Origin of the sequence: Cutibacterium porci, from assembly GCF_009696315.1 — a bacterium.
In the GTDB taxonomy this organism is placed as follows: domain Bacteria; phylum Actinomycetota; class Actinomycetes; order Propionibacteriales; family Propionibacteriaceae; genus Cutibacterium; species Cutibacterium porci.
In genome coordinates, this window is sequence record NZ_VUMG01000001.1 from 265,011 (window position 1) to 283,239 (window position 18,229).

General features: G+C 57.3%; 16 protein-coding genes, 1 tRNA gene, 4 pseudogenes and 1 riboswitch. Of the genes and pseudogenes, 15 read left to right on the forward strand and 6 right to left on the reverse strand.

What is annotated here, in order from left to right:
• Positions 1-43 precede the first annotated feature (43 nt).
• From FYJ43_RS01100 to FYJ43_RS01145, 11 genes and pseudogenes are all read left to right on the forward strand, one after another.
• Positions 44-1,045: an ABC transporter permease gene (locus FYJ43_RS01100; RefSeq protein WP_326833299.1), complete on the forward strand. Its 1,002-nt coding sequence runs from the start codon at positions 44-46 to the stop codon at positions 1,043-1,045.
• A 41-nt stretch (positions 1,046-1,086) separates the two neighbouring features.
• Positions 1,087-2,031, forward strand: a complete 945-nt coding sequence (locus FYJ43_RS01105; protein WP_154561218.1) for a D-ribose ABC transporter substrate-binding protein — start codon at positions 1,087-1,089, stop codon at positions 2,029-2,031.
• Complete coding sequence (locus tag FYJ43_RS01110; protein ID WP_154561228.1) at positions 2,028-2,957, forward strand: ribokinase; 930 nt, start codon at positions 2,028-2,030, stop codon at positions 2,955-2,957. The genes FYJ43_RS01105 and FYJ43_RS01110 overlap by 4 nt, the downstream gene beginning before the upstream one ends.
• Complete coding sequence (rbsD, locus tag FYJ43_RS01115) at positions 2,954-3,337, forward strand: D-ribose pyranase (protein WP_154561230.1); 384 nt, start codon at positions 2,954-2,956, stop codon at positions 3,335-3,337. The genes FYJ43_RS01110 and rbsD overlap by 4 nt, the downstream gene beginning before the upstream one ends.
• Positions 3,338-3,432: 95 nt before the next feature.
• Positions 3,433-3,506, forward strand: a tRNA-Ile gene (locus FYJ43_RS01120).
• A gap of 134 nt (positions 3,507-3,640) precedes the next feature.
• Positions 3,641-3,705: riboswitch (guanidine-III (ykkC-III) riboswitch) on the forward strand.
• Positions 3,706-3,720: 15 nt separating this feature from the next.
• Entirely contained in the window at positions 3,721-4,035 is a 315-nt protein-coding gene (locus tag FYJ43_RS01125; RefSeq protein WP_326833214.1) for a DMT family transporter, read from the forward strand.
• 85 nt (positions 4,036-4,120) lie between these two features.
• Positions 4,121-4,332: pseudogene (locus FYJ43_RS12140) on the forward strand (PTS sugar transporter subunit IIA); the annotation flags it as partial.
• A gap of 28 nt (positions 4,333-4,360) precedes the next feature.
• Positions 4,361-5,587 (forward strand): MFS transporter, encoded by a 1,227-nt coding sequence (locus tag FYJ43_RS01130; protein WP_326833215.1) that lies wholly within the window; start codon positions 4,361-4,363, stop codon positions 5,585-5,587.
• Positions 5,588-5,753: 166 nt separating this feature from the next.
• Entirely contained in the window at positions 5,754-7,022 is a 1,269-nt protein-coding gene (locus tag FYJ43_RS01135; protein WP_154561232.1) for an ABC transporter substrate-binding protein, read from the forward strand.
• A gap of 61 nt (positions 7,023-7,083) precedes the next feature.
• Positions 7,084-7,998: a carbohydrate ABC transporter permease gene (locus FYJ43_RS01140; protein WP_154561234.1), complete on the forward strand. Its 915-nt coding sequence runs from the start codon at positions 7,084-7,086 to the stop codon at positions 7,996-7,998.
• A 1-nt stretch (position 7,999) separates the two neighbouring features.
• The gene (locus tag FYJ43_RS01145) at positions 8,000-8,854 is read left to right on the forward strand and encodes a carbohydrate ABC transporter permease (protein WP_154561236.1); all 855 of its coding nucleotides are present in this window, start codon (positions 8,000-8,002) and stop codon (positions 8,852-8,854) included.
• A 217-nt stretch (positions 8,855-9,071) separates the two neighbouring features.
• Here FYJ43_RS01145 and FYJ43_RS01150 read toward each other — a convergent pair.
• The 6 genes and pseudogenes from FYJ43_RS01150 to FYJ43_RS01175 all read right to left on the reverse strand — a co-directional run.
• Positions 9,072-9,524, reverse strand: a pseudogene (locus FYJ43_RS01150) (hypothetical protein); the annotation flags it as partial.
• Between the two features lie 18 nt (positions 9,525-9,542).
• Positions 9,543-10,769, reverse strand: coding sequence for an IS110 family RNA-guided transposase (locus FYJ43_RS01155; RefSeq protein WP_154561238.1), 1,227 nt, complete (start codon positions 10,767-10,769; stop codon positions 9,543-9,545).
• A 219-nt stretch (positions 10,770-10,988) separates the two neighbouring features.
• The gene (locus tag FYJ43_RS01160; RefSeq protein ID WP_154561241.1) at positions 10,989-11,153 is read right to left on the reverse strand and encodes a hypothetical protein; all 165 of its coding nucleotides are present in this window, start codon (positions 11,151-11,153) and stop codon (positions 10,989-10,991) included.
• A pseudogene (locus FYJ43_RS12440) lies at positions 11,147-11,554 on the reverse strand (hypothetical protein); the annotation flags it as partial. The pseudogene FYJ43_RS12440 and the gene FYJ43_RS01160, both read right to left, overlap by 7 nt.
• A gap of 436 nt (positions 11,555-11,990) precedes the next feature.
• Complete coding sequence (locus FYJ43_RS01170; protein ID WP_154562068.1) at positions 11,991-12,332, reverse strand: hypothetical protein; 342 nt, start codon at positions 12,330-12,332, stop codon at positions 11,991-11,993.
• Between the two features lie 353 nt (positions 12,333-12,685).
• Positions 12,686-12,817, reverse strand: a pseudogene (locus FYJ43_RS01175) (phosphatase); the annotation flags it as partial.
• A gap of 464 nt (positions 12,818-13,281) precedes the next feature.
• Between FYJ43_RS01175 and FYJ43_RS01180 the strand changes: the two are divergent.
• The 4 genes from FYJ43_RS01180 to FYJ43_RS01195 all read left to right on the forward strand — a co-directional run bounded on the left by FYJ43_RS01180 (position 13,282) and on the right by FYJ43_RS01195 (position 18,164).
• Complete coding sequence (locus FYJ43_RS01180; protein WP_154561245.1) at positions 13,282-14,475, forward strand: M20 metallopeptidase family protein; 1,194 nt, start codon at positions 13,282-13,284, stop codon at positions 14,473-14,475.
• Between the two features lie 24 nt (positions 14,476-14,499).
• Complete coding sequence (locus FYJ43_RS01185) at positions 14,500-15,816, forward strand: MFS transporter (RefSeq protein WP_154561247.1); 1,317 nt, start codon at positions 14,500-14,502, stop codon at positions 15,814-15,816.
• Between the two features lie 144 nt (positions 15,817-15,960).
• On the forward strand, positions 15,961-17,415 hold the full coding sequence (locus FYJ43_RS01190) for an amino acid ABC transporter substrate-binding protein/permease (protein WP_154561249.1): 1,455 nt from the start codon (positions 15,961-15,963) through the stop codon (positions 17,413-17,415).
• A complete protein-coding gene (locus FYJ43_RS01195) occupies positions 17,412-18,164 on the forward strand; it encodes an amino acid ABC transporter ATP-binding protein (RefSeq protein ID WP_456064341.1) in 753 nt (250 codons plus the stop codon). Before FYJ43_RS01190 ends, FYJ43_RS01195 begins: the two co-directional genes overlap by 4 nt.
• Positions 18,165-18,229: the final 65 nt, after the last annotated feature.

Consider the following 18,229-nt stretch of genomic DNA (forward strand, 5'->3'; position numbering starts at 1 on the left):
ATCCGAAAAATACTAGAACAACGTCGTCTTGTCTCGATTGGTGATAATCGGGAAAGGAAATATCATCGTGACCACTGCATCAACCACTACTGTGCAAAAATCATCAGTTGGTAGAAGAATAGGTTCATGGGCTCTTAGTCACGGCGCCCTGGTTGGCCTGATGATTTTGTGTGTTGCTTTGTTTATCGCAACCCCGGTCTTCCTCACCGTGCCAAATATCATTAATATTGGCATCCAGGCAGCGGTGGTAGCGATTATGGCTTTCGGTATGACCTTTGTCATCGTCACCTCCGGCATTGACCTGTCTGTGGGGTCGGTTGCCGCTCTGTCGGCCATGGTGTCAGCGTGGATGTTCTCCAACGTCGGTCTGCCGGGATGGCTCACCCTCATCGTCGGTTTACTCATTGGACTGCTTGCTGGAGCTGTGTCTGGTTTGGCTATCGCATACGGAAAACTTCCTGCGTTTATTGCTACGTTGGCCATGATGAGCGTGGCCCGTGGGTTAACTCTCGTCATCTCTGGGGGTACCCCAGTAGCCACTTCTGACGCGGTAAATCAGCTGGGCGCTGACCTCGGGGTCATTCCCGTTCCCGTCGTTATGTTGGCCCTTGCCGGTGTGGTGTGCTGGTTCATCCTGTCACGTACCGTAATCGGGCGTTCCCTTTATGCCATTGGTGGTAACGAAGAAGCTGCCCGCCTCTCTGGTATTCCGGTGCGTCGCATCCTCGTGGCTGTGTATGCCCTCGCCGGTCTATTCGCCGGCTTGGCTGGTCTGGTGCTGGCCGGTCGACTCTCCTCGGCTCAGCCCCAGGCAGGTCTGGGATATGAACTTGATGCCATTGCAGCCGTTGTTATTGGTGGAGCCTCCTTGTCGGGGGGATCTGGAAAAGCAAGTGGCACCTTTATCGGCGCGGTTTTATTAGCTGTTATCCGTAACGGTCTCAATATTCTTAATGTCTCATCATTCTGGCAGCAAGTCGTCATTGGCTGTGTCATTGCTCTGGCTGTTGGATTTGACGTCTTTAGGTCCAAGAAAGAGTCCTGAGCACAACATTCGAAAACTGTGGAAAAATGAAAGGTAGAACGATGAAGTTCAAGACTGCTCACAAAGTGCTTGCGACGGCGGTCGTCGCAACGATGGCTTCCACCGGTCTGGCTGGCTGCAACCGTGACGGCGGATCTGATTCATCTGCGTCGGGAACAGTGGTATTTGCTGTATCTACGCAGACAAATCCGTTCTTCGTCCAGCTGGTTGACGGTGCAAAGAAGGAGGCCAAGGCCAAGGGAGTTAACCTCCAGGTGCAAGATGCTTCAGACGATGCCGCTACTCAAGCTAATCAGCTAGCCAACGCAGTATCTACTTCAGCCAAAGTAGTCATTGTTAATCCAACTGATTCCGACGCTGTTGCTCCGTCTGTGAAGGCCCTCAATAAGGCAAAGATTCCAGTAATTACGGTGGACCGCAGTGCCAGCAGCGGTGACGTCGCTTCCTTCATCGCGTCTGACAATGTTGCTGGTGGTGTCGATGCTGCTAAGAAGCTCGCTGAGATCATGGGAGAAAAGGGTGAAGTTATCCACCTACAGGGAACCCCGGGTGCCTCGGCTTCCCGTGACCGTGGTAAGGGATTCAGCGAGGAAATCGCCAAACATCCAGGCATCAAAGTGGTTGCCAAGCAGACCGCCAATTTTGATCGTTCTAAGGCTCTTGACGTGACGACCAACCTCATGCAGGCGCATCCCAAGGCTGCTGGCATTTTCGCTGAGAACGACGAGATGGCTATTGGTGCAATCTCTGCCTTAGGTTCACAGGCTGGCAAGAGTGTCAAGATTGTGGGCTTCGACGGCACTGCTGACGGCATCAAAGCTGTTAAGGCTGGAACTATGGGAGCGACGATCGCTCAGCAGCCTGCCCTCCTCGGTAAGACCGCGGTTGACCAAGCAGCCGACATACTGGCTGGTAAACAGGTTTCTAAGACCACTCCGATCAAGGTTGTGCTGGTGACTAAGGACAACGCGAAGGATTACGAATGAGCGACGCAACAGCCACCGTCACCGTCGTTGGATCGATCAATGCCGACATGAGGGTCGGCGTCGAGAGATTTCCAGGACCGGGGGAGACCTTGGCTGGAGGTGAGGCCACATTAACCCCCGGCGGTAAGGGGGCTAATCAGGCTCTCGCGGCGGCACGATGTGGTGTCCAGGTTGCGATGGTCGGAGCTGTGGGGAAGGACCCGGCATCTGAAACTGCTCTCTCGCTGTTATCGGAGTGCGTCAACCTTGATGGCGTTGTTCGTCGTGACATATTGACGGGAACGGCCGTCGTCATGGTGGCAGATTCGGGAGAAAACTCGATTATCGTCATCGCAGCTGCGAATGGGACCGTTGATGCGCAGACTGTTCGGGCTCAGGCTGAGCGCCTCCAGGACGCTAACGTCGTGGTGTGCCAAGGGGAGATTCCGTCTGACGGGATCGCCGAAGCTGCTCGCTGCGCTCAGCGATTCGTGTTCAATTTAGCGCCGGTAATTGACGTTGATCCAGAGGTCATTCGTATGGCTGATCCGCTGGTGGTCAATGAGCATGAAGCGGCGCTGGTAGCTCTTGCGTTAGGATCGACGATCCCTCGTCTCGAGGATGATCCTGATGCGGCTTTGCGCGAGCTGCTGAATCTTGGGTGCCGAAGTGTTGTCATCACACTGGGATCGGCCGGATGCGTCGTTGGCGGGCCAGAAGGGTTCGACGCCGTGGCTGCAGCGAAAGCAGAGGCTGTTGACACCGTCGGTGCGGGTGATGCGTTTGTTGGTGCACTGGCTGCGGAGCTGGCCCGCGGCCGTACCCTTCTGGAAGGTTGCCGTTTTGCGACCGCAGTGGCGACGCTGACGGTGACAAAGCCGGGAGCACAGGCGTCCTATCCCAGCGTCGGGGAAATCGAGGATATTCGCCGAGGAGAATACGCATGAAGAAGAGTGGCCTGCTCAATCCCCAACTGTGCGCTGCGGTGGCCAGATTGGGGCACACTCAGAGTTTCGTAGTCGCTGATGCCGGGTTGCCAATTCCTCGTGAGGTCCCGGTTATTGATCTTGCGTTAGTACTGGGGGTTCCGAGGTTTCAGGAGGTCTTTGACGCGATCCTCGACGAGGTCGTCGTGGACGGGGCGACGATCGCTACCGAAGCGATTAACCATGAGCCGGAGCAGTGGGTGAGGAGCCGGATCGAAGAGGTTGACGCCGTTAGTCATGAGGACCTCAAGAGGTTACTGCCGAGCGTCTCCTTCGTGGTGCGCACAGGGGAGACAACTCCATACTCCAACGTCGTCGTTCATTGTGGCGTGCCGTTTTGAACGGAGTGTGCGGCCCCTCGATTGGATTCGATTTGGTTATTTGGAGTGTCATCCAGTAAAGTTTTCACTCGCGACCGGGAAGCCGGTCGAGGTTTGGGCCTATAGCTCAGTCGGTTAGAGCGCCGCCCTGATAAGGCGGAGGTCACTGGTTCAAGTCCAGTTAGGCCCACAGTGTGAAACCCCTAGTCATCTAGGGGTTTCGTTGCTTCTAGGGGGCGGCGTGCTGACAATGCGCTCCCGTGTGTGCGTCATGTCTGTTGATGAGTGGTTTGGGCAAAACAGCCCACCATTTGAGAGAATTGTTCCGCCCCCGATCAGCGGGACCCGGACGAGGGAGCCGTACCCGGACAGCGACAAGACGGCCTGAAAAGGTGGTTGCTGTCGTGGCATGGCTGATTCTTGTGTTGTCCGGATCCTTGGAGGCTGTCTGGGCTACGGCGATGGGTCGATCTGAGGGGTTCACAAAACTGTTTCCGAGCATTGTCGTCGTTGCTGGGTGTGCTGCGAGCATGTTTGGCCTGGCTATTGCCATGAAATCCCTGCCCGTCGGTACAGCCTACGCGGTATGGGTTGGGATTGGAGCCGTGGTCACTGTCGCTTACGCGATGATTGTTGGTGCCGAGCCGGTGTCGGTGGCCAAGATTCTGCTGCTAGGCGGGATCGTTGGGTGTGTCATTGGCCTCAAGCTGGTGGAGTGATGGCGGCGAGGGCCTTGTAAACGTCGCCTGCCTGGCCGCGAAGGATGTGGGCTACGGTGTTCAGCAAAATTGCTGTTCTTATGACGTTCTCATACCGTCAACCCCGATTAACTGGGAAACGTCGGACGTTAGCTTGGTTTTCCTTCTTGCCATCAATGAGGGGACTACGATGATTTTGTGAGGCTCTATCAACTGCTGATCCGCGTTCTTTATGATCAGGAATTGTTAACAGAACTGCAGTCAATTTCGTCGTATCATGAATTCATGACATTTCTCGATAAGCAAATATCTATGTGATGCTGGCACGTGGGTAGACAATGGTTGGGTGAGTACTGCCGAGGAAGAGTCAGCGTCCGTAGTCTTACCCGAGGGATTGAGGAGGGGGCGTCCTGGTTATGTAACTGCGCTCGTTGCCCTCGTGGCTGCTGGTCTGGCTTCGTTCAACACTATGTACTGCACGCAGGCCCTTATGCCAACTCTCACCGACGCCCTTGGTGCCTCAGCGGCCGACGCATCCTTGACTGTCAGCGCTGCGACAGGTGTGTTAGCCCTCACCATTCTTCCTGCTTCGGTCTTGTCAGAACGCTTCGGCCGTGGTCGCGTCATCGTCGGATCAGCGGCTGCGGCAGTCGCCGTCGGTCTGCTATTGCCCTTTGCTCCCAGCCTCAGCTGGCTTGTCGTTGGTCGTGGTGTGCAAGGCCTCATGGTTGCGGGTGTTCCCGCGACCGCTATGGCCTGGCTGTCTCAGGAAATTGATCCGCACTACCTTCCTCAGGCAATGGGTCTTTACGTGGCTGGAAATACCGTCGGTGGATTACTAGGGCGACTTATTCCAGCTGGAATGCTCAATTTCACTGGGTGGCGGTGGGCGCTGGCCGTCGACATGTTGTTTGCGCTGGCTTGCACGGTCGTGACAGTTTTTATTATGCCGAAGGAGCGGCGGTTCGTCCCGAAAGCGATTGGCCTTCGCACCGAGATGCAAGCCGTCCTCAACCATTGGTACGATTCACGTAAGGCATCACTGTTTTTGGTGGCCTTTTTAGCTATGGGGACTTTCGTCTCCCTCTATGACTTTCTTGGCTACCGCCTCACTACTGCTCCATTCCATTTTTCCCAATCGGGGGTTGGTGGCATCTTTCTTCTGTACCTTTTTGGGACGGTTGCTTCGGCACGTACCGGCACCGTCGTTACACGATGGGGCCGCTCTCGGACGATCCTCGGTGGCGCGGTGCTGGGTCTGGTAGGCCTGCCTATGGTCATCAGTACCCGCTTGTCGGTTATTCTCATCGGCGTCGCGGTGTTCACCTACGGATTCTTCATCGTTCATTCTGTCGCTTCAGGGTGGGTTGGTGCTCTCGCGAACAAGGATCGCGCGGAAGCGTCGGGCACCTATCTGGCCTGTTATTACTTGGGGTCGTCCATCGTAGGTTATCTATCAGGCCTTGTCTTTCATCATTTCGGGTGGCGCACCTTGACGCTGTGGATGGAAGGAACTTTCATCCTTTCGACGATCCTCGTCGTCACTGTTGCTCGGCGTTCAGCAACTCACTGACGTGACGTCCGCTCACGCTGCGTCGACAGGTTTCATGAAAGAGTTGTCCAGACCAGTTCTCGGTTCGCAGAACGCTGTATTTTAATGTCCAGAGCCGGTGGAGTGTGCCACCGTCGTTGTATCAGTGAGCCAGCGTTGGACCACTGGAACCCGAAAGGAACGCTTTATGAAGCGGATGTACAAGATTGGCGCGAGTCTTATTGCCGCGACGTTCGCGCTGACCGCCTGCGGTGGTGGCGGTGGCGGCGACACGACTGCGGCTTCCAACGAGGATCCGGCAAGTCTCGAGACGACGATAAAGGTCCTTGCCCCGTCGTATTCTGAGTCGTCGAAGAGCGATTGGGAAGCCATCATCAAGAAGTTCAACGAGAAGTACCCCAAGGTCAAAGTTGAGCTTCAGATCGAGGGATGGGACGATTTCACCTCCAAGGTGCAGGCTCGTATTCAGGCTAAGGATTATCCGGACATCCTCAACGACAACGCCTATGCGGCTGCTGGCGAGGGTGGTCTGCTCTATCCGATGGACGAGATGCTTGACAAGGAGACCCTCGCGTCCATCGAGCCGGCATTGCTGGCTAACGGCAAGGGCAAGGATGGTACCCAGTGGGCCGCTCCTGACGTCGCCTCCTCGCGCATGCTCGCCTATAACACCACGTTGTTCGAGAAGGCCGGCATCAAGGAGGCCCCGAAGACGTGGGCTGACCTTGAACAGGATGCTATGAAGGTCTCCAAGCTCGGCAATTCCGTATATGGCTACGGCATGCCGCTGGGTCGTGAGGAGGCCCAAGTGGAGTCCTCTTTGTGGTTGTGGGGCGCCGGTGGCTCGTGGGTCGACGGTGAGAAACTCGTCGCTAACAGTCCTAAGGCGGTCGAGGCCTACACCGAGATGAAGAAGCTTATTGACGCCAATGCCGTCCAGCCGAACTCTGGCTCGACGAACCGTCAGCAAGCGGTCGATCTGTGGAACAACGGCAAGCTCGGCATGTTGCTCATGCACACTGGTCTGCTGGCTACTACAGACAAGGACTTCCCGAACGTCAAGTACAAACTTGCGCCCGTGCCGTCTAAGGACGGCAAGCCGGTCGCTTTCGGCGTCACCGATTTCCTGCTGGCCTTCAATAACCAGGATGCGAAGCGCAAGCAGGCAACGTCGGCTTTCCTCAATATGTTCTACTCCGACGAGGTGTACTCCAAGTGGTACAAACCCACCGGTCTGATGCCGGTGACGACCTCGCAGATTACTGCTGCGACTAAGGATGCTGGCCATTTCGCGCCGTTCTATGACGCCCTCAAGGTTGTGAAGTTTGAGCCCGTCGGCAATCCGGAATGGGACGCCCTCAAGGACGCTTTGCAAGGTGGTGCCGGCAAGCTGGAAACTCAGGATCCCAAGACCGTCCTGGACAACATCCAGAAGCAGGTTGACGCCCAGGGCTGATGCCCGTTCGTGACGGGAGGCGGGGCGATCCCGCCTCCCGTGGTACGAGAGGACCTATGACATGACGAAACCGCGTCGGCATCGGGAGGGAGGCCGCGAGACCGTGCGCGCCCTGCCGTGGATCGCGCCGTCCCTGTTGCTTATTTTTGGGGTGGTACTGTTCCCGGCAATTCTGTTGGTGTACTACTCCTTCATAAGATTCAACAAGTACGGGATTTCCCGTGACTTTACTGGCCTGGACAACTACATCGGCAAGGCGGGTGCGCTGACTTTCCCCACCGTCCCCATCGGTCGGATCATCGTCAACACCGTCGTGTGGGTGGTGGTCGTTGTCATCGTGACGGTCGTTCTGTCCCTGCTGCTTGCTCAGTTCCTTAACCTCAATTTTCGGGGACGCAAGCTAGTGCGTCTCTTCGTCATTCTTCCCTGGGCCTGCTCGGTCGTTATGACGACGACGGTGTTCAGCTATGGTTTGCAGCCTGACGTTGGTCTATTCAACCGGTTGTTCGTTGACACCGGAATCTTGCAGCATGCCTACGGCTTTACAAAGAACCCGGTCTCGGCTTTCTGGGCGGCTGTTTTTGTTGCGGTCTACGTTTCCTTACCTTTTACGACCTACACCATTCTTGCTGGCTTGCAGTCGGTGCCGACTGACATCATTGAAGCCAGTCACGTCGACGGTGCTACAGCCTTCCAGCGTTACCGCCACGTCGTATTGCCGATGCTGCGCCCGGCGATTGCGGTAGCCACCCTCATCAACATCATTAATGTCTTTAATTCCTTGCCGATTCTTAAGATCTTGCAAGAAACCCCGGGTTACCATCGCGGACACATCACGACTACCCTCATCTTTGAATATAAATTGCAGCTCGGACCAGGCGTGGCCAGTGCGTTGTCGGTGCTCAACTTCCTATTCTGCCTTATCATTATCGCGATCTATGTCGCGACTGTGAAGCCGACGAAGGAGGTCGACTGACATGGACACCATTAAGCCTCGAGGTGGCATCAATCACCGCCCTAATCCTGTCCTAGTTATTATCGGATCCCTCGTCACGGTTATTTTCTTCGCTTTCCCCTACCTGCTGATGTTCATCAGTTCACTGAAGTCTCAGTCGGACCTGCGTCGCATTCCTCCGACCTATCTTCCTGAGAAAGCGATATGGAGTAACTATGTCGACGTCTGGTCGTCGAATGTTGCCCCGGGTAAATCCCTGCTTGCCACAGCCATCATTTCCTTCGGCGCAACCTTGCTCGTGCTGCTCATTGCGACTCCGGCTGCCTACTACGTCGCTCGGTTTCGCTTCCCGGGGCGGCTGCCCTTCCTATTCCTGGTATTGACGGCCCAGATGCTGCAGCCGACGGTGCTGGCCGTCGGTTTATACCAGGAATTCTCCGGCTGGACTGGCTACGCTATTTGGGGTGCGCTGATCCTCATCAACGCAGCGTTCAACCTGTCCTTCGCGATTTGGATCATGCATGCTTTCTTCTCGTCGATTCCCAAGGAGATTGACGAGGCTGCACTCATCGACGGCCTGGGGCGAGTTCAGACGATGTTCAAGATTTCTCTACCGCTGGTATGGCCAGGAATCGTGACGGCGACGATCTTCGCTTTCGTCAATACTTGGAATGAGTACGCGGCTGCATTCGTGCTGGTACAGCAGCCCGATCTGCAACCGCTGACGGTTTCGATGCCGCGATTCCTTGGCCTCTATGTTCGTGATTGGCAGTATCTGTTCACTACTGCCATGGTTGCTATCGTGCCTGTCATCATTTTGTTTGCTCTCATTGAGAAGAGGCTTATAGGCGGTCTGACGGCCGGTGCCGTGAAGTGAGAGTCCTGATAATGTCGATTTTTATTACTGTGCCATAATAATCGGCAGGTATTCCCAGAAAATCTGCATGTAGTTTAGGGCCATATCCCAAAATCTTAAGAAGCGTATTAAGGTGAGGTAAGGCGTCCTCGTCGCATTGCAGCATGGGCTCCATAATATGCCAGAGTCTCAATTCTTCTAATGTCCAGGCGCTATAGCGTTGAGTTTCTATCGGTGTTTACCAGGGTCGGATTCTTTGTTCGTTTGGGGTGGCGTGGATGTGTTGTGGTGGTTGGCCTTGGAGGAGGGTGATGAGGTCAAATAGCCAGCCTAGGGCTGTGATGTCGTCGGGCATGTGCCAGGTGAGGGTGAGGTGAGGAGACATCCACCGGCAGACCTCGCGGCTGAGGGTCGAGATCATATCCACGTGGTCATCGGGGTCTGGGTTGAGGAGATCCCAGTCGCAGGGGTCGAAATAGACGCATTCGACGTCAATGCTTTGGGGAGTGGATAACCCTATGAGTCGGAGGGCATCGGCGAGGACGAGCATGATTTTCATGCCGGGTCGTCCGAGGATGTGGTGCTCGGGGTGAGAGTCTAGGCGTAGGGTGAGATATTCGGGTTGGCTGGTGTCGGATACGACTACTCCGATGGGTTCTTCTATGAGGTATTCCCGGTTTTCTAGTGGGGGGTGTCCCTATGTTCCCCGTCAAGCGGCGAGGGGCAGGGGTGATGGCTCTCGCGTTGGGGTGGGGGCCCGGTAGGGCTCCCGGTTCTTGAGCATGGCGAACAGGACATCACAGCGTCGGCGTGACAAGCAGATGAGGGCGGCGTTGTGCTTCTTGCCCTGGGCTCGTTTGCGGTCGTAGTAGGCCTTGGAGGTGGGGTCTGAGCGCAGTGCGGCGAAGGCGGACAGGAACAGGGCTCGTTTGAGGTGTTTGTTGCCAGAGCGGGCGGGAAACTCGCCGCGGATGCTGGTTCCGGATCGTCGGGTGACTGGGGCGAGTCCGGCGTAGGCGGCGAGGTGTCCGGCGGTGGGGAATTGGGAGGCGTCGCCGACGTCGAGCAGGATCCGTGCTGCGGTCCTGACCCCGACGCCTGGCATCGAGGTCAGGATCTTGGCAAGAGGGTGAGCATCAACAACCTGTTCGATCTGCGCCGCGAGTGCGTGTCGCTGGTCCAGCGTCTGGCGCAGCGATGCAGCGAGTTGGGGCAGGACCTGCTCGGCTGCGGCGGTTCCGGCAACGATGACGGTCTGCTCGGCCAGGGCGGTGGTGATGGCATCGGCGAACTCTTGGGCGCCGCGCGGGTAGGCCTTGCTGATGACCCGCAGCAGCTTGGACTTCGACGCAGCGGCCATGGCCTGGGGCCCGCCGGGCTGCTCGATCACCGCGAGGCCTTGCTTGGTGGTCAACCGGGGTCCGACAACGCGTTCCAGGGCCGGGTGGATCTGGGTGAGCAATCCTCGGATGCGGTTCGACAGCCGGGTCGCTTCGGCGGCGAGGTCCTCGTCGAACCCGACCAACACCTTCAGCTCCGCGAGGGTTTCCTCGCCGGCGTCGACCCGGCGCAGGGTGTGGGGCATGGTCCTCGCGGTGTCGGCGATGACGAACGCGTCGCGGGCGTCGGTCTTGGCGTTGCCCGGGTAGAGGTCTGCTGCGCGGCGCATGGCCAGCCCGGGCAGGTAGGCGACCTGGATTCCCATGGACCGGGCGACCGCGATGGGTAGTGCTCCGATTGTGTTCGGCTGGTCAACGATCACCAGGACCCGGCCATGGGTCTGGAGCTTGTCGAAGAGTTCCTCGAGGCGCTTCTGGTCCTGGGGCAGGGGCTTGTCGAAGACCTTCCGGCCAGCAGCATCCAATGCGCAGGCGTGGTGGTCGGTCTTGCCAACGTCCAGCCCGCACCAGATGTCGAAGCCGCTGTCCTGATTCATGACAACCGCCATCCTTCCATCCCGAGATGAACGGTCGCCCGGGTGGTGATGCGTCAGCTGCCGGCACCCACGTTACGAAGAGACCTTTGAAGCAGGCCGTGTCCCTATCAGCGGTCGGCTGGCGCCACCAAGCCCGGTGACAACACCCCCCCGGATCATTCATGAGACAGGGGCAGCAAGTCATGCCGGGCCCGGCGACCGTGACCCCTCCTTACGGGGTCACCAGCAAGGTAACGGGTCGAAGTAGCCGTGGGATTGGGCTGATTCCGTGAGGATGCGTAGTTCATCGGTGTCAGTGAATGCTCCGATGTCGTTGAGTGCGAGGTGGAGCGTTGTGCTGATGGCTACGTTGCCGATGATGCATGGGCGTTGTTCTTTTACCATGGTCGGCAGCTTAATTTCACGTCATGCGAGTTGGGTCGATTGGGTGTGTCGATGGCGCCAATAATGTCTACATTAACTTGTCCGTGATACCAAGTAAGTTTGTGGCTACGACAGGATACTGATGCTGAGGCTCGTTTGTCGCCGCTTCCCCCGGCATAGACAGTCACCGGGTTCTTCTTGGTAGGAATCTTGTTCACTTGGACCCACTGCGACCCCTTTTTGGCCCACAGATAAACCGTAACTCGGGCCTTCATTCCTTTGGAATTATCATCATTATCTAGCCACCATCCATGGACATTGACGCTTCCAGCATGCCTGGATGAATAGTAAGGCTTGTCTACTTTCGATGTGAAGGGAGCGGCTTTGGATGCGACTTTGGCGGAATCATGTTCGGGTCGTAGTTACCATGAGCCACTGTTGCGTCGACTCTGCGTGTTTGCTCTTCGCAGGTCGTTACCGGCTTCTCAAACTCGTCTCGGAGGTAGCTGAGAGAGTAGCCCGTGCCCAGCGTCACTGCCGAGTATATCTAGGTCACGGACTGCTTTCTGTGGGGCATCATGCGTGACCTGGAACAGGGCGACTCGATCTATCGCCCCCGGGTGCTGCACCAGAGACCAGCGAGTTCTAACTGTTTGAACGAGGAACCACCTTCTATTACTGACAGCACAACCCCTCAGGTGATCGCTAGAGATCTCTCTCAGAGGAATGGAGGCCCTGTTTCACGTCGCCTTGACGGGCCCGCTTTCATCAGGACACGACGGTCTCTCGCGAGCAACACGGCCGGAGCTACTGACTCTGCCTGCCACCCATTCCACTGGTCGCATTAAAGTAGTGCGGTCAGATCGCCCGCCCGAACGCGGCCGTGTGGCGGATGCGGGGGCGCATCGCCGTGGTAGTAATTTCGTAGGTACACAGCGCCGCATCGGGGAAGGCCCATGTGATTGGAGCGAGTTGTTGGTGGCTCCAGGTCACGAGATCTTTGGGGTGCTCGATGGGGCCGCGGAAGTGGAGCAGGGACACGTACCAGAGATCTCGGGGGCTGAGGATGCCTTCTCGGTAGGCGTTGCGTCCGAGCTCGTGGCCGAGCGTGTAGGTGCGGAACTCATCGGCGTCCGGGCTGGTGGGATGCAGGAGCGCAAGAACGCCGCCGGGGGTTATTAGGAGGCGCTCAAGTTTCATGAACAAGGGCGCGTGGTGAGCACAAGCTCGGTCAAGTGCGCCCGCGCAACTGACCGCGAATGGATCTTGTGGTGGCACTGGTCGCCGGTTCTCTAGCGCCCGGACGGTGACATGTGCACAGCCCACAGCCCCACTGTGCAAGTGGTCAGTCCCGGCGAGGTAGATAGCTTCCTGTGTTAAGGCGGCCAGAACGCTCTCTGCAGGTGGTGGAGGCATCAGGACGATACTCAGTGGCCAGCGTCCCGCCCCGTCATGGACTGGCGGTTCGATGGTGTGGGCGCTGGTGGCTACCGCTCGCTCACCCTGAGTTTGCAAAGTTGTGACGTCCACGGTCTTCTGCTCTCTCGATCAGGCTACTTGGAACATGTCTGGACGAGTAGGCGGTGCAGGTCGACAAGGTCGTGACATACGACGTCGGCATCCCTGCGTCCTCCGACAGCTACGACTACGGTGCCGGCGCTGCGTGCTGCCGCGAGGCCGGACGCTAGGTGGGTGTGAGGCTCCCCAGTCCTGTAGATGCGGCTCCGGTATCTACTAGCTGCTTCACAAGATGTTCATCCAAGGCGACAGATCCTTGCTTGACGCTGCAGGCTGACTGGTGTGTGTGCCGTGGGCTTGAGCAAAGCTGTACGCAACGCGTTCACAGTTTTTTGTCCGGGGCAGAGCGTAATCTTCACCGATTCTTATCATAACCGATGATAACTGTTGCCACTGCTGATGCGGGCATTTCTTGATTGGACCGGACGGCACTTCGCGGGTATCCGGGCGCAAAGTCTGACGTCAACTCAGTATCGCCATAGTCGCCACACTGCTGGATCCAAGGCATCGCATCATACGAGTGACCTACGAACAGCAGCACCCCACTTCTGTATGTCCAATATGCGAACACCCGTCTGGCCTGCGGTTGCATCCAGGAATGTTAAGAACTTAACAGAGAGTGAGGGGAGATATGAATAGCAGGTTTCTAGACGCCATGGAAGATGATCTTGTCGCGTTGCGACATGAGCTGCATGGCATGCCGGAGCTTGGTCTCCATCTGCCTCGTACCCAGGCGCGACTGCTACGGGAGCTCGAGGGGCTTCCGCTAGAGATCAGCACTGGAAAGGAGTTGACGTCGATCACGGCGGTACTGCGTGGACGCGGTACCCCGGCTGGGGAGCGCCGTGCAGTGTTGTTACGTGCCGACATGGACGCTCTTCCGGTAAAGGAACGCACTGGGTTGAGCTGGGCCAGCACAAACGGCAGTATGCACGCTTGCGGTCATGATTGCCACATGACCTGCTTGGTCGGGGCCGTGCGTGGGTTATGTGAGCGTATCGATGATCTCCCTGGCGATGTCGTCTTCATGTTCCAGCCGGGAGAGGAAGGCCAGGCTGGCGCCCGACGAATGATAAAGGAAGGAGTTCTGGAAGCATCCGGGCACCGTGTCGACGCCGCCTATGCCCTTCACGTGTGGTCCGGCATGGACCACGCCGGGACCTATCATTGCCGTCCGGGCACCATTATGGCGTCCAGCGATGACCTCACCGTCATCTTCGAGGGTCGGGGCGGGCATGGTTCGGCACCCCACCTGACCCACGATCCGGTGCCGGCCGCGGCAGAGTTCGTGCTCGCCCTGCACACCATGGTCGCCCGACGCTTCAACATCTTCGACCCGGTCGTCGTCACCGCAGGGCACCTCGAGGCTGGGACGGCTCGCAATGTCATCCCTGAGGACGCCACCGTCGAGGCCACTCTGCGCGCGTTCTCCTCCGGGGCCCGCGAGAAGCTCTTCTCTCTCATCCCGGAGGTCGCCTACGGTGTGGCTCGTGCTCACGGAGTCACCGCCCACATCAACCTCGATCCTCTTTACCCGACGACCGTCAACCATCCCGACAGCGTCGAGGCGGTGCGACGCAGTGTCACTGAACTCTTCGGATCCGAATCCTGGGTGAACATGCCAGTTCCGATGGGAGCTGCGGAGGACTTCTCCCTGGTCCTCCAGGAGGTCCCAGGCGCTTTCATCATCCTCCCGGCCACCAAGCCGGGCACTGACCCCGCCGATGCCCAGGGCAATCACTCGGCACACGCCTACTACGACGACTCCGTTCTGGTCTCCGGCGCCACACTGCTGGCCGACCTGGCGGTGCGTGAACTCTACTGACCCCCATACAATAAGGAGGCCACCATGTCCGACGGACCCATCACAGCAACCTCGGTTGACAATCCGACTCACCTGGTCAAGAACCAGTCGGTCGTCAAGACCCTCGCTGGAACAGGAATCGGCAACGCGCTGGAATGGTACGACTGGAACGTCTACGCCAGCTTCGCTGTCTTCATCTCGACCCAGTTTTTCGACAGCAGTGACAAGACCTCGGCCTTCCTGTCGACGATGGCAATCTTCGCCGTCGGCTTCGTCGCCAGGCCCGTCGGTGGCGCATTCTTCGGATGGCTCGCCGACAAGATCGGTCGCAAGCACTCACTGGCCTTTGCCGTCATCTTCGCATCGGTCGGTTCCCTCATCATCGCCTTGTCCCCGACCTACAACCAGATTGGCGCATGGGCATCGGTGCTGCTGGTGATTGCCCGGCTCATCCAGGGCCTCGCCCACGGCGGTGAGCTGCCAGCCGCCCAGACCTACCTGTCCGAGATGGCGCCGGACAACCGCCGCGGATTGTGGGCCTCAGCGATCTACATCACCGGTACCGCCGGCATGATCCTCGGCCTGCTACTCGGCGTCATCCTGCGTGACATCCTGTCCGACCATGCCCTGGAGACCTGGGGCTGGCGCATCCCCTTCGCCCTTGGTGCAGTGCTCGGCCTGATCGCCCTGTGGATCCGAAGCAGTATGCACGAGACTGAGGTCTTCGACCAGGACGAGGAGATCACCGAGCATCACCTGTGGCGCGGCGTTCTCCAGAACTGGCGCACGGGCATCAAGGTCATTGGTATGACCTGTGGGCTGACCGTTGCCTACTACATCTGGTCGGTCTCCACAGCCGCGGTCGCAGAGAAGAATCTCGGTTACTCCACCAACGCCGCCTTCGGTGCCTCTCTCATTGGCAACATCGTCTTCTGTCTATCGCTGCCGCTGTGGGGCATTTTTTCCGACAAGTTCGGACGCAAGACCAACATGCTCGTCGCTCTCATCGGCGTGGCCGTCCTCTACGTGCCACTCAACGAGTTCGTGCGCGGCGGCAACGAGATGTGGCGTCTCGTCGTTGCGATCAGCGTCATGCTCATATTGCTTGGTGCCTACCTGGGCATTGCGCCAGCGGCCTACGCTGAGCTCTTCCCAACGAAGGTACGCGCGACTGGCTTTGGCATCCCTTACGCTATCGCCATTGCTTTGTTTGGAGGCACTGCCCCCTACATCATGTCGGCCTGGGCCGAGACGCCGAATCGGTTCGTCATATACGTCATTATTCTGCTGGTGATTTCGGCGTTGACGGTCCTGACGTTGCCCGAGACGAAGGGTAAGGACTTACACCACGAGCGCGTTTAATGGCTCGCGGATGCTCCTGTTGACACATCCGTCCGGTTATTGCCGGGCGGATGTGTATTTGTGGGACGCATGTCAGAAAGGACCTCCCATCATTTACTATGCCCGCCATGGACGCCACAGCGGCGTCAAGTTGGGAGCAACTGCATGATTCACGTGTCACAGCGACGGCTTATGGGCGCCGTGCTGACCGTCTTGATAGGCCTAGCGACCCTTATGGGGCTTGGGCCTGACCAGGCTCACGCCGATCAAGCGTCGGTTAAGGGTAAGACGTTCATCATTGCCACCGACACCACCTTTGCACCATTTGAATATCGAGATGCCTCAGGTGAGATGGTCGGTATTGACATGGACCTTATCCACGAGATCGCTACCCGCGAGGGGTTCAAGGTCGACATCAAAGCCATCGGCTTCGACGCTGCGTTGCAGGCCGTTCAGGCAAAACAGGCCGACGCCGTGTTGTCTGGGATGACTATCACTGACGAGCGTAAGAAGATTTTTGACTTCTCCGATCCTTACTTCCAATCTGGCGTCCAGATGGCCGTCAAGAAGGATTCGGATATCTCCGGGTACAAGGATCTCAAAGGCAAGACTGTAGTAGGTAAGACCGGTGCTGAGGGGCTGGCCTACGCCAAGTCCATTTCGACGAAGTACGGGTTTACGGTCAAGGCCCTCGACAAGGCTGACACCATGTATTCTGAAGTGCAGACCGGCAACGCCGCGGCTGTTTTTGACGATTATCCGGTGCTCGCCTACGGCATTGCTCAGGGAAATGGCCTTAAGACCGTTACGCCAAAAGTCGCAGGCGGCTCTTACGGATTTGCCGTCCTTAAAGGCGATAACGGTGACCTCATGAAAGCCTTCAATAAGGGCTTGTCAGGTATGAAGGCTGACGGTACGTACGACAAGATCGTCGATAAGTACCTCAAATCCTCTCATTCTGAGGCAGATGATTCTTTCTGGCAGCTATTTGTTAGTAGCTTCCCTGCCCTGATGAAGGGCCTGGGCATGACCCTGGCCGCAACTGTGTTGAGCTTACTGTTCGCATCAATCCTCGGCGTTATCTTCGGATTCTGTAAGGTTTCCGGAATCGGGATTCTTAAGGTGATAGCCGCGATTTACGTCGACGTCTTCCGAGGTACGCCGTTGCTAGTGCAGGCCTTCTTCTTTTATTTCGGTTTGCCGACGGTGACCGGGATTAAAATTAGTGTGCTCACAGCGGGCGTTCTGACTCTATCTCTCAACGCCGGTGCGTACATGACCGAGATCGTGCGTGGCGGCATCCAATCTGTGGACCCCGGGCAGATGGAGGCATCGAGATCGTTGGGCCTAAACTGGATGCAGTCAATGCGTAGGGTCATCGTCCCCCAAGCGGTTAAGATTAGTACCCCCGCTGTGATCAACCAGTTTGTTATAAGCCTCAAGGATACGTCTTTGTTGGCCGTTATCGGATTTGCTGAACTGACTTACCAGGGCCAGCAAATCATCGCCCGGAACTTCCGGTCGTTCGATATATGGATCATGGTTGGCATTATTTACTTCATCGTCATCTTCGCCTTGACGAAGCTGTCGAACTTCGTCGATCGGAAGGTGAACAAGTGACCACTGAAACTACATATGACGGCCCCATGATCGAGGTCATAGATCTCCACAAATCCTTTGGTGAGGTTGAGGTTCTTAAGGGAATATCCGCCACTATTACCAAGGGTGAGGTGTTGTCGATCATCGGCCCCTCTGGATCAGGAAAGTCTACGTTCTTGCGTTGCCTTAACTTGTTGGAGGAGGTGACGAGCGGTACCGTCAAAGTGGAGGGGCAGGACCTCACTGCTAAAGGCACCGACATTAATAAGGTGCGTCAGAAGGTTGGAATGGTTTTTCAGCACTTCAATCTTTTCCCCAACATGACGGTCGTTGAGAACATCATGCTTGCCCCGGTGCAGCTGAAGAAGGTCAACAAGACGGATGCTGCCGAGCGCGCCCACCGGATGCTCGAGCGGGTGCACATGGCTGACAAAGCCGACGCCCGTCCGTCTCAACTCTCGGGTGGTCAAAAACAGCGCGTCGCGATTGCACGGGCTCTAGCCATGAACCCCGATGTCATGCTCTTCGATGAACCGACCTCGGCCCTCGATCCGGAGATGGTCGGTGAGGTCCTTGACGTTATGAGGGATCTCGCTGTGGGAGGGATGACGATGGTCGTCGTCACCCACGAGATGGGATTCGCTCGCGAGGTGGCTGACCGTCTGATGTTTATGTCCGACGGCTACCTGGTGGAGGAGGGAGACCCCGTCGAGGTGCTTGCTCATCCCCAGCAAGAGAGGACGAAGAACTTCCTGTCGAAGGTGTTGTAAGACAGTTCTGAGTTCACACGTGGCGACGCTCCCGGGGCGTCGCCACGTCTATGTTCGGGGCGCTA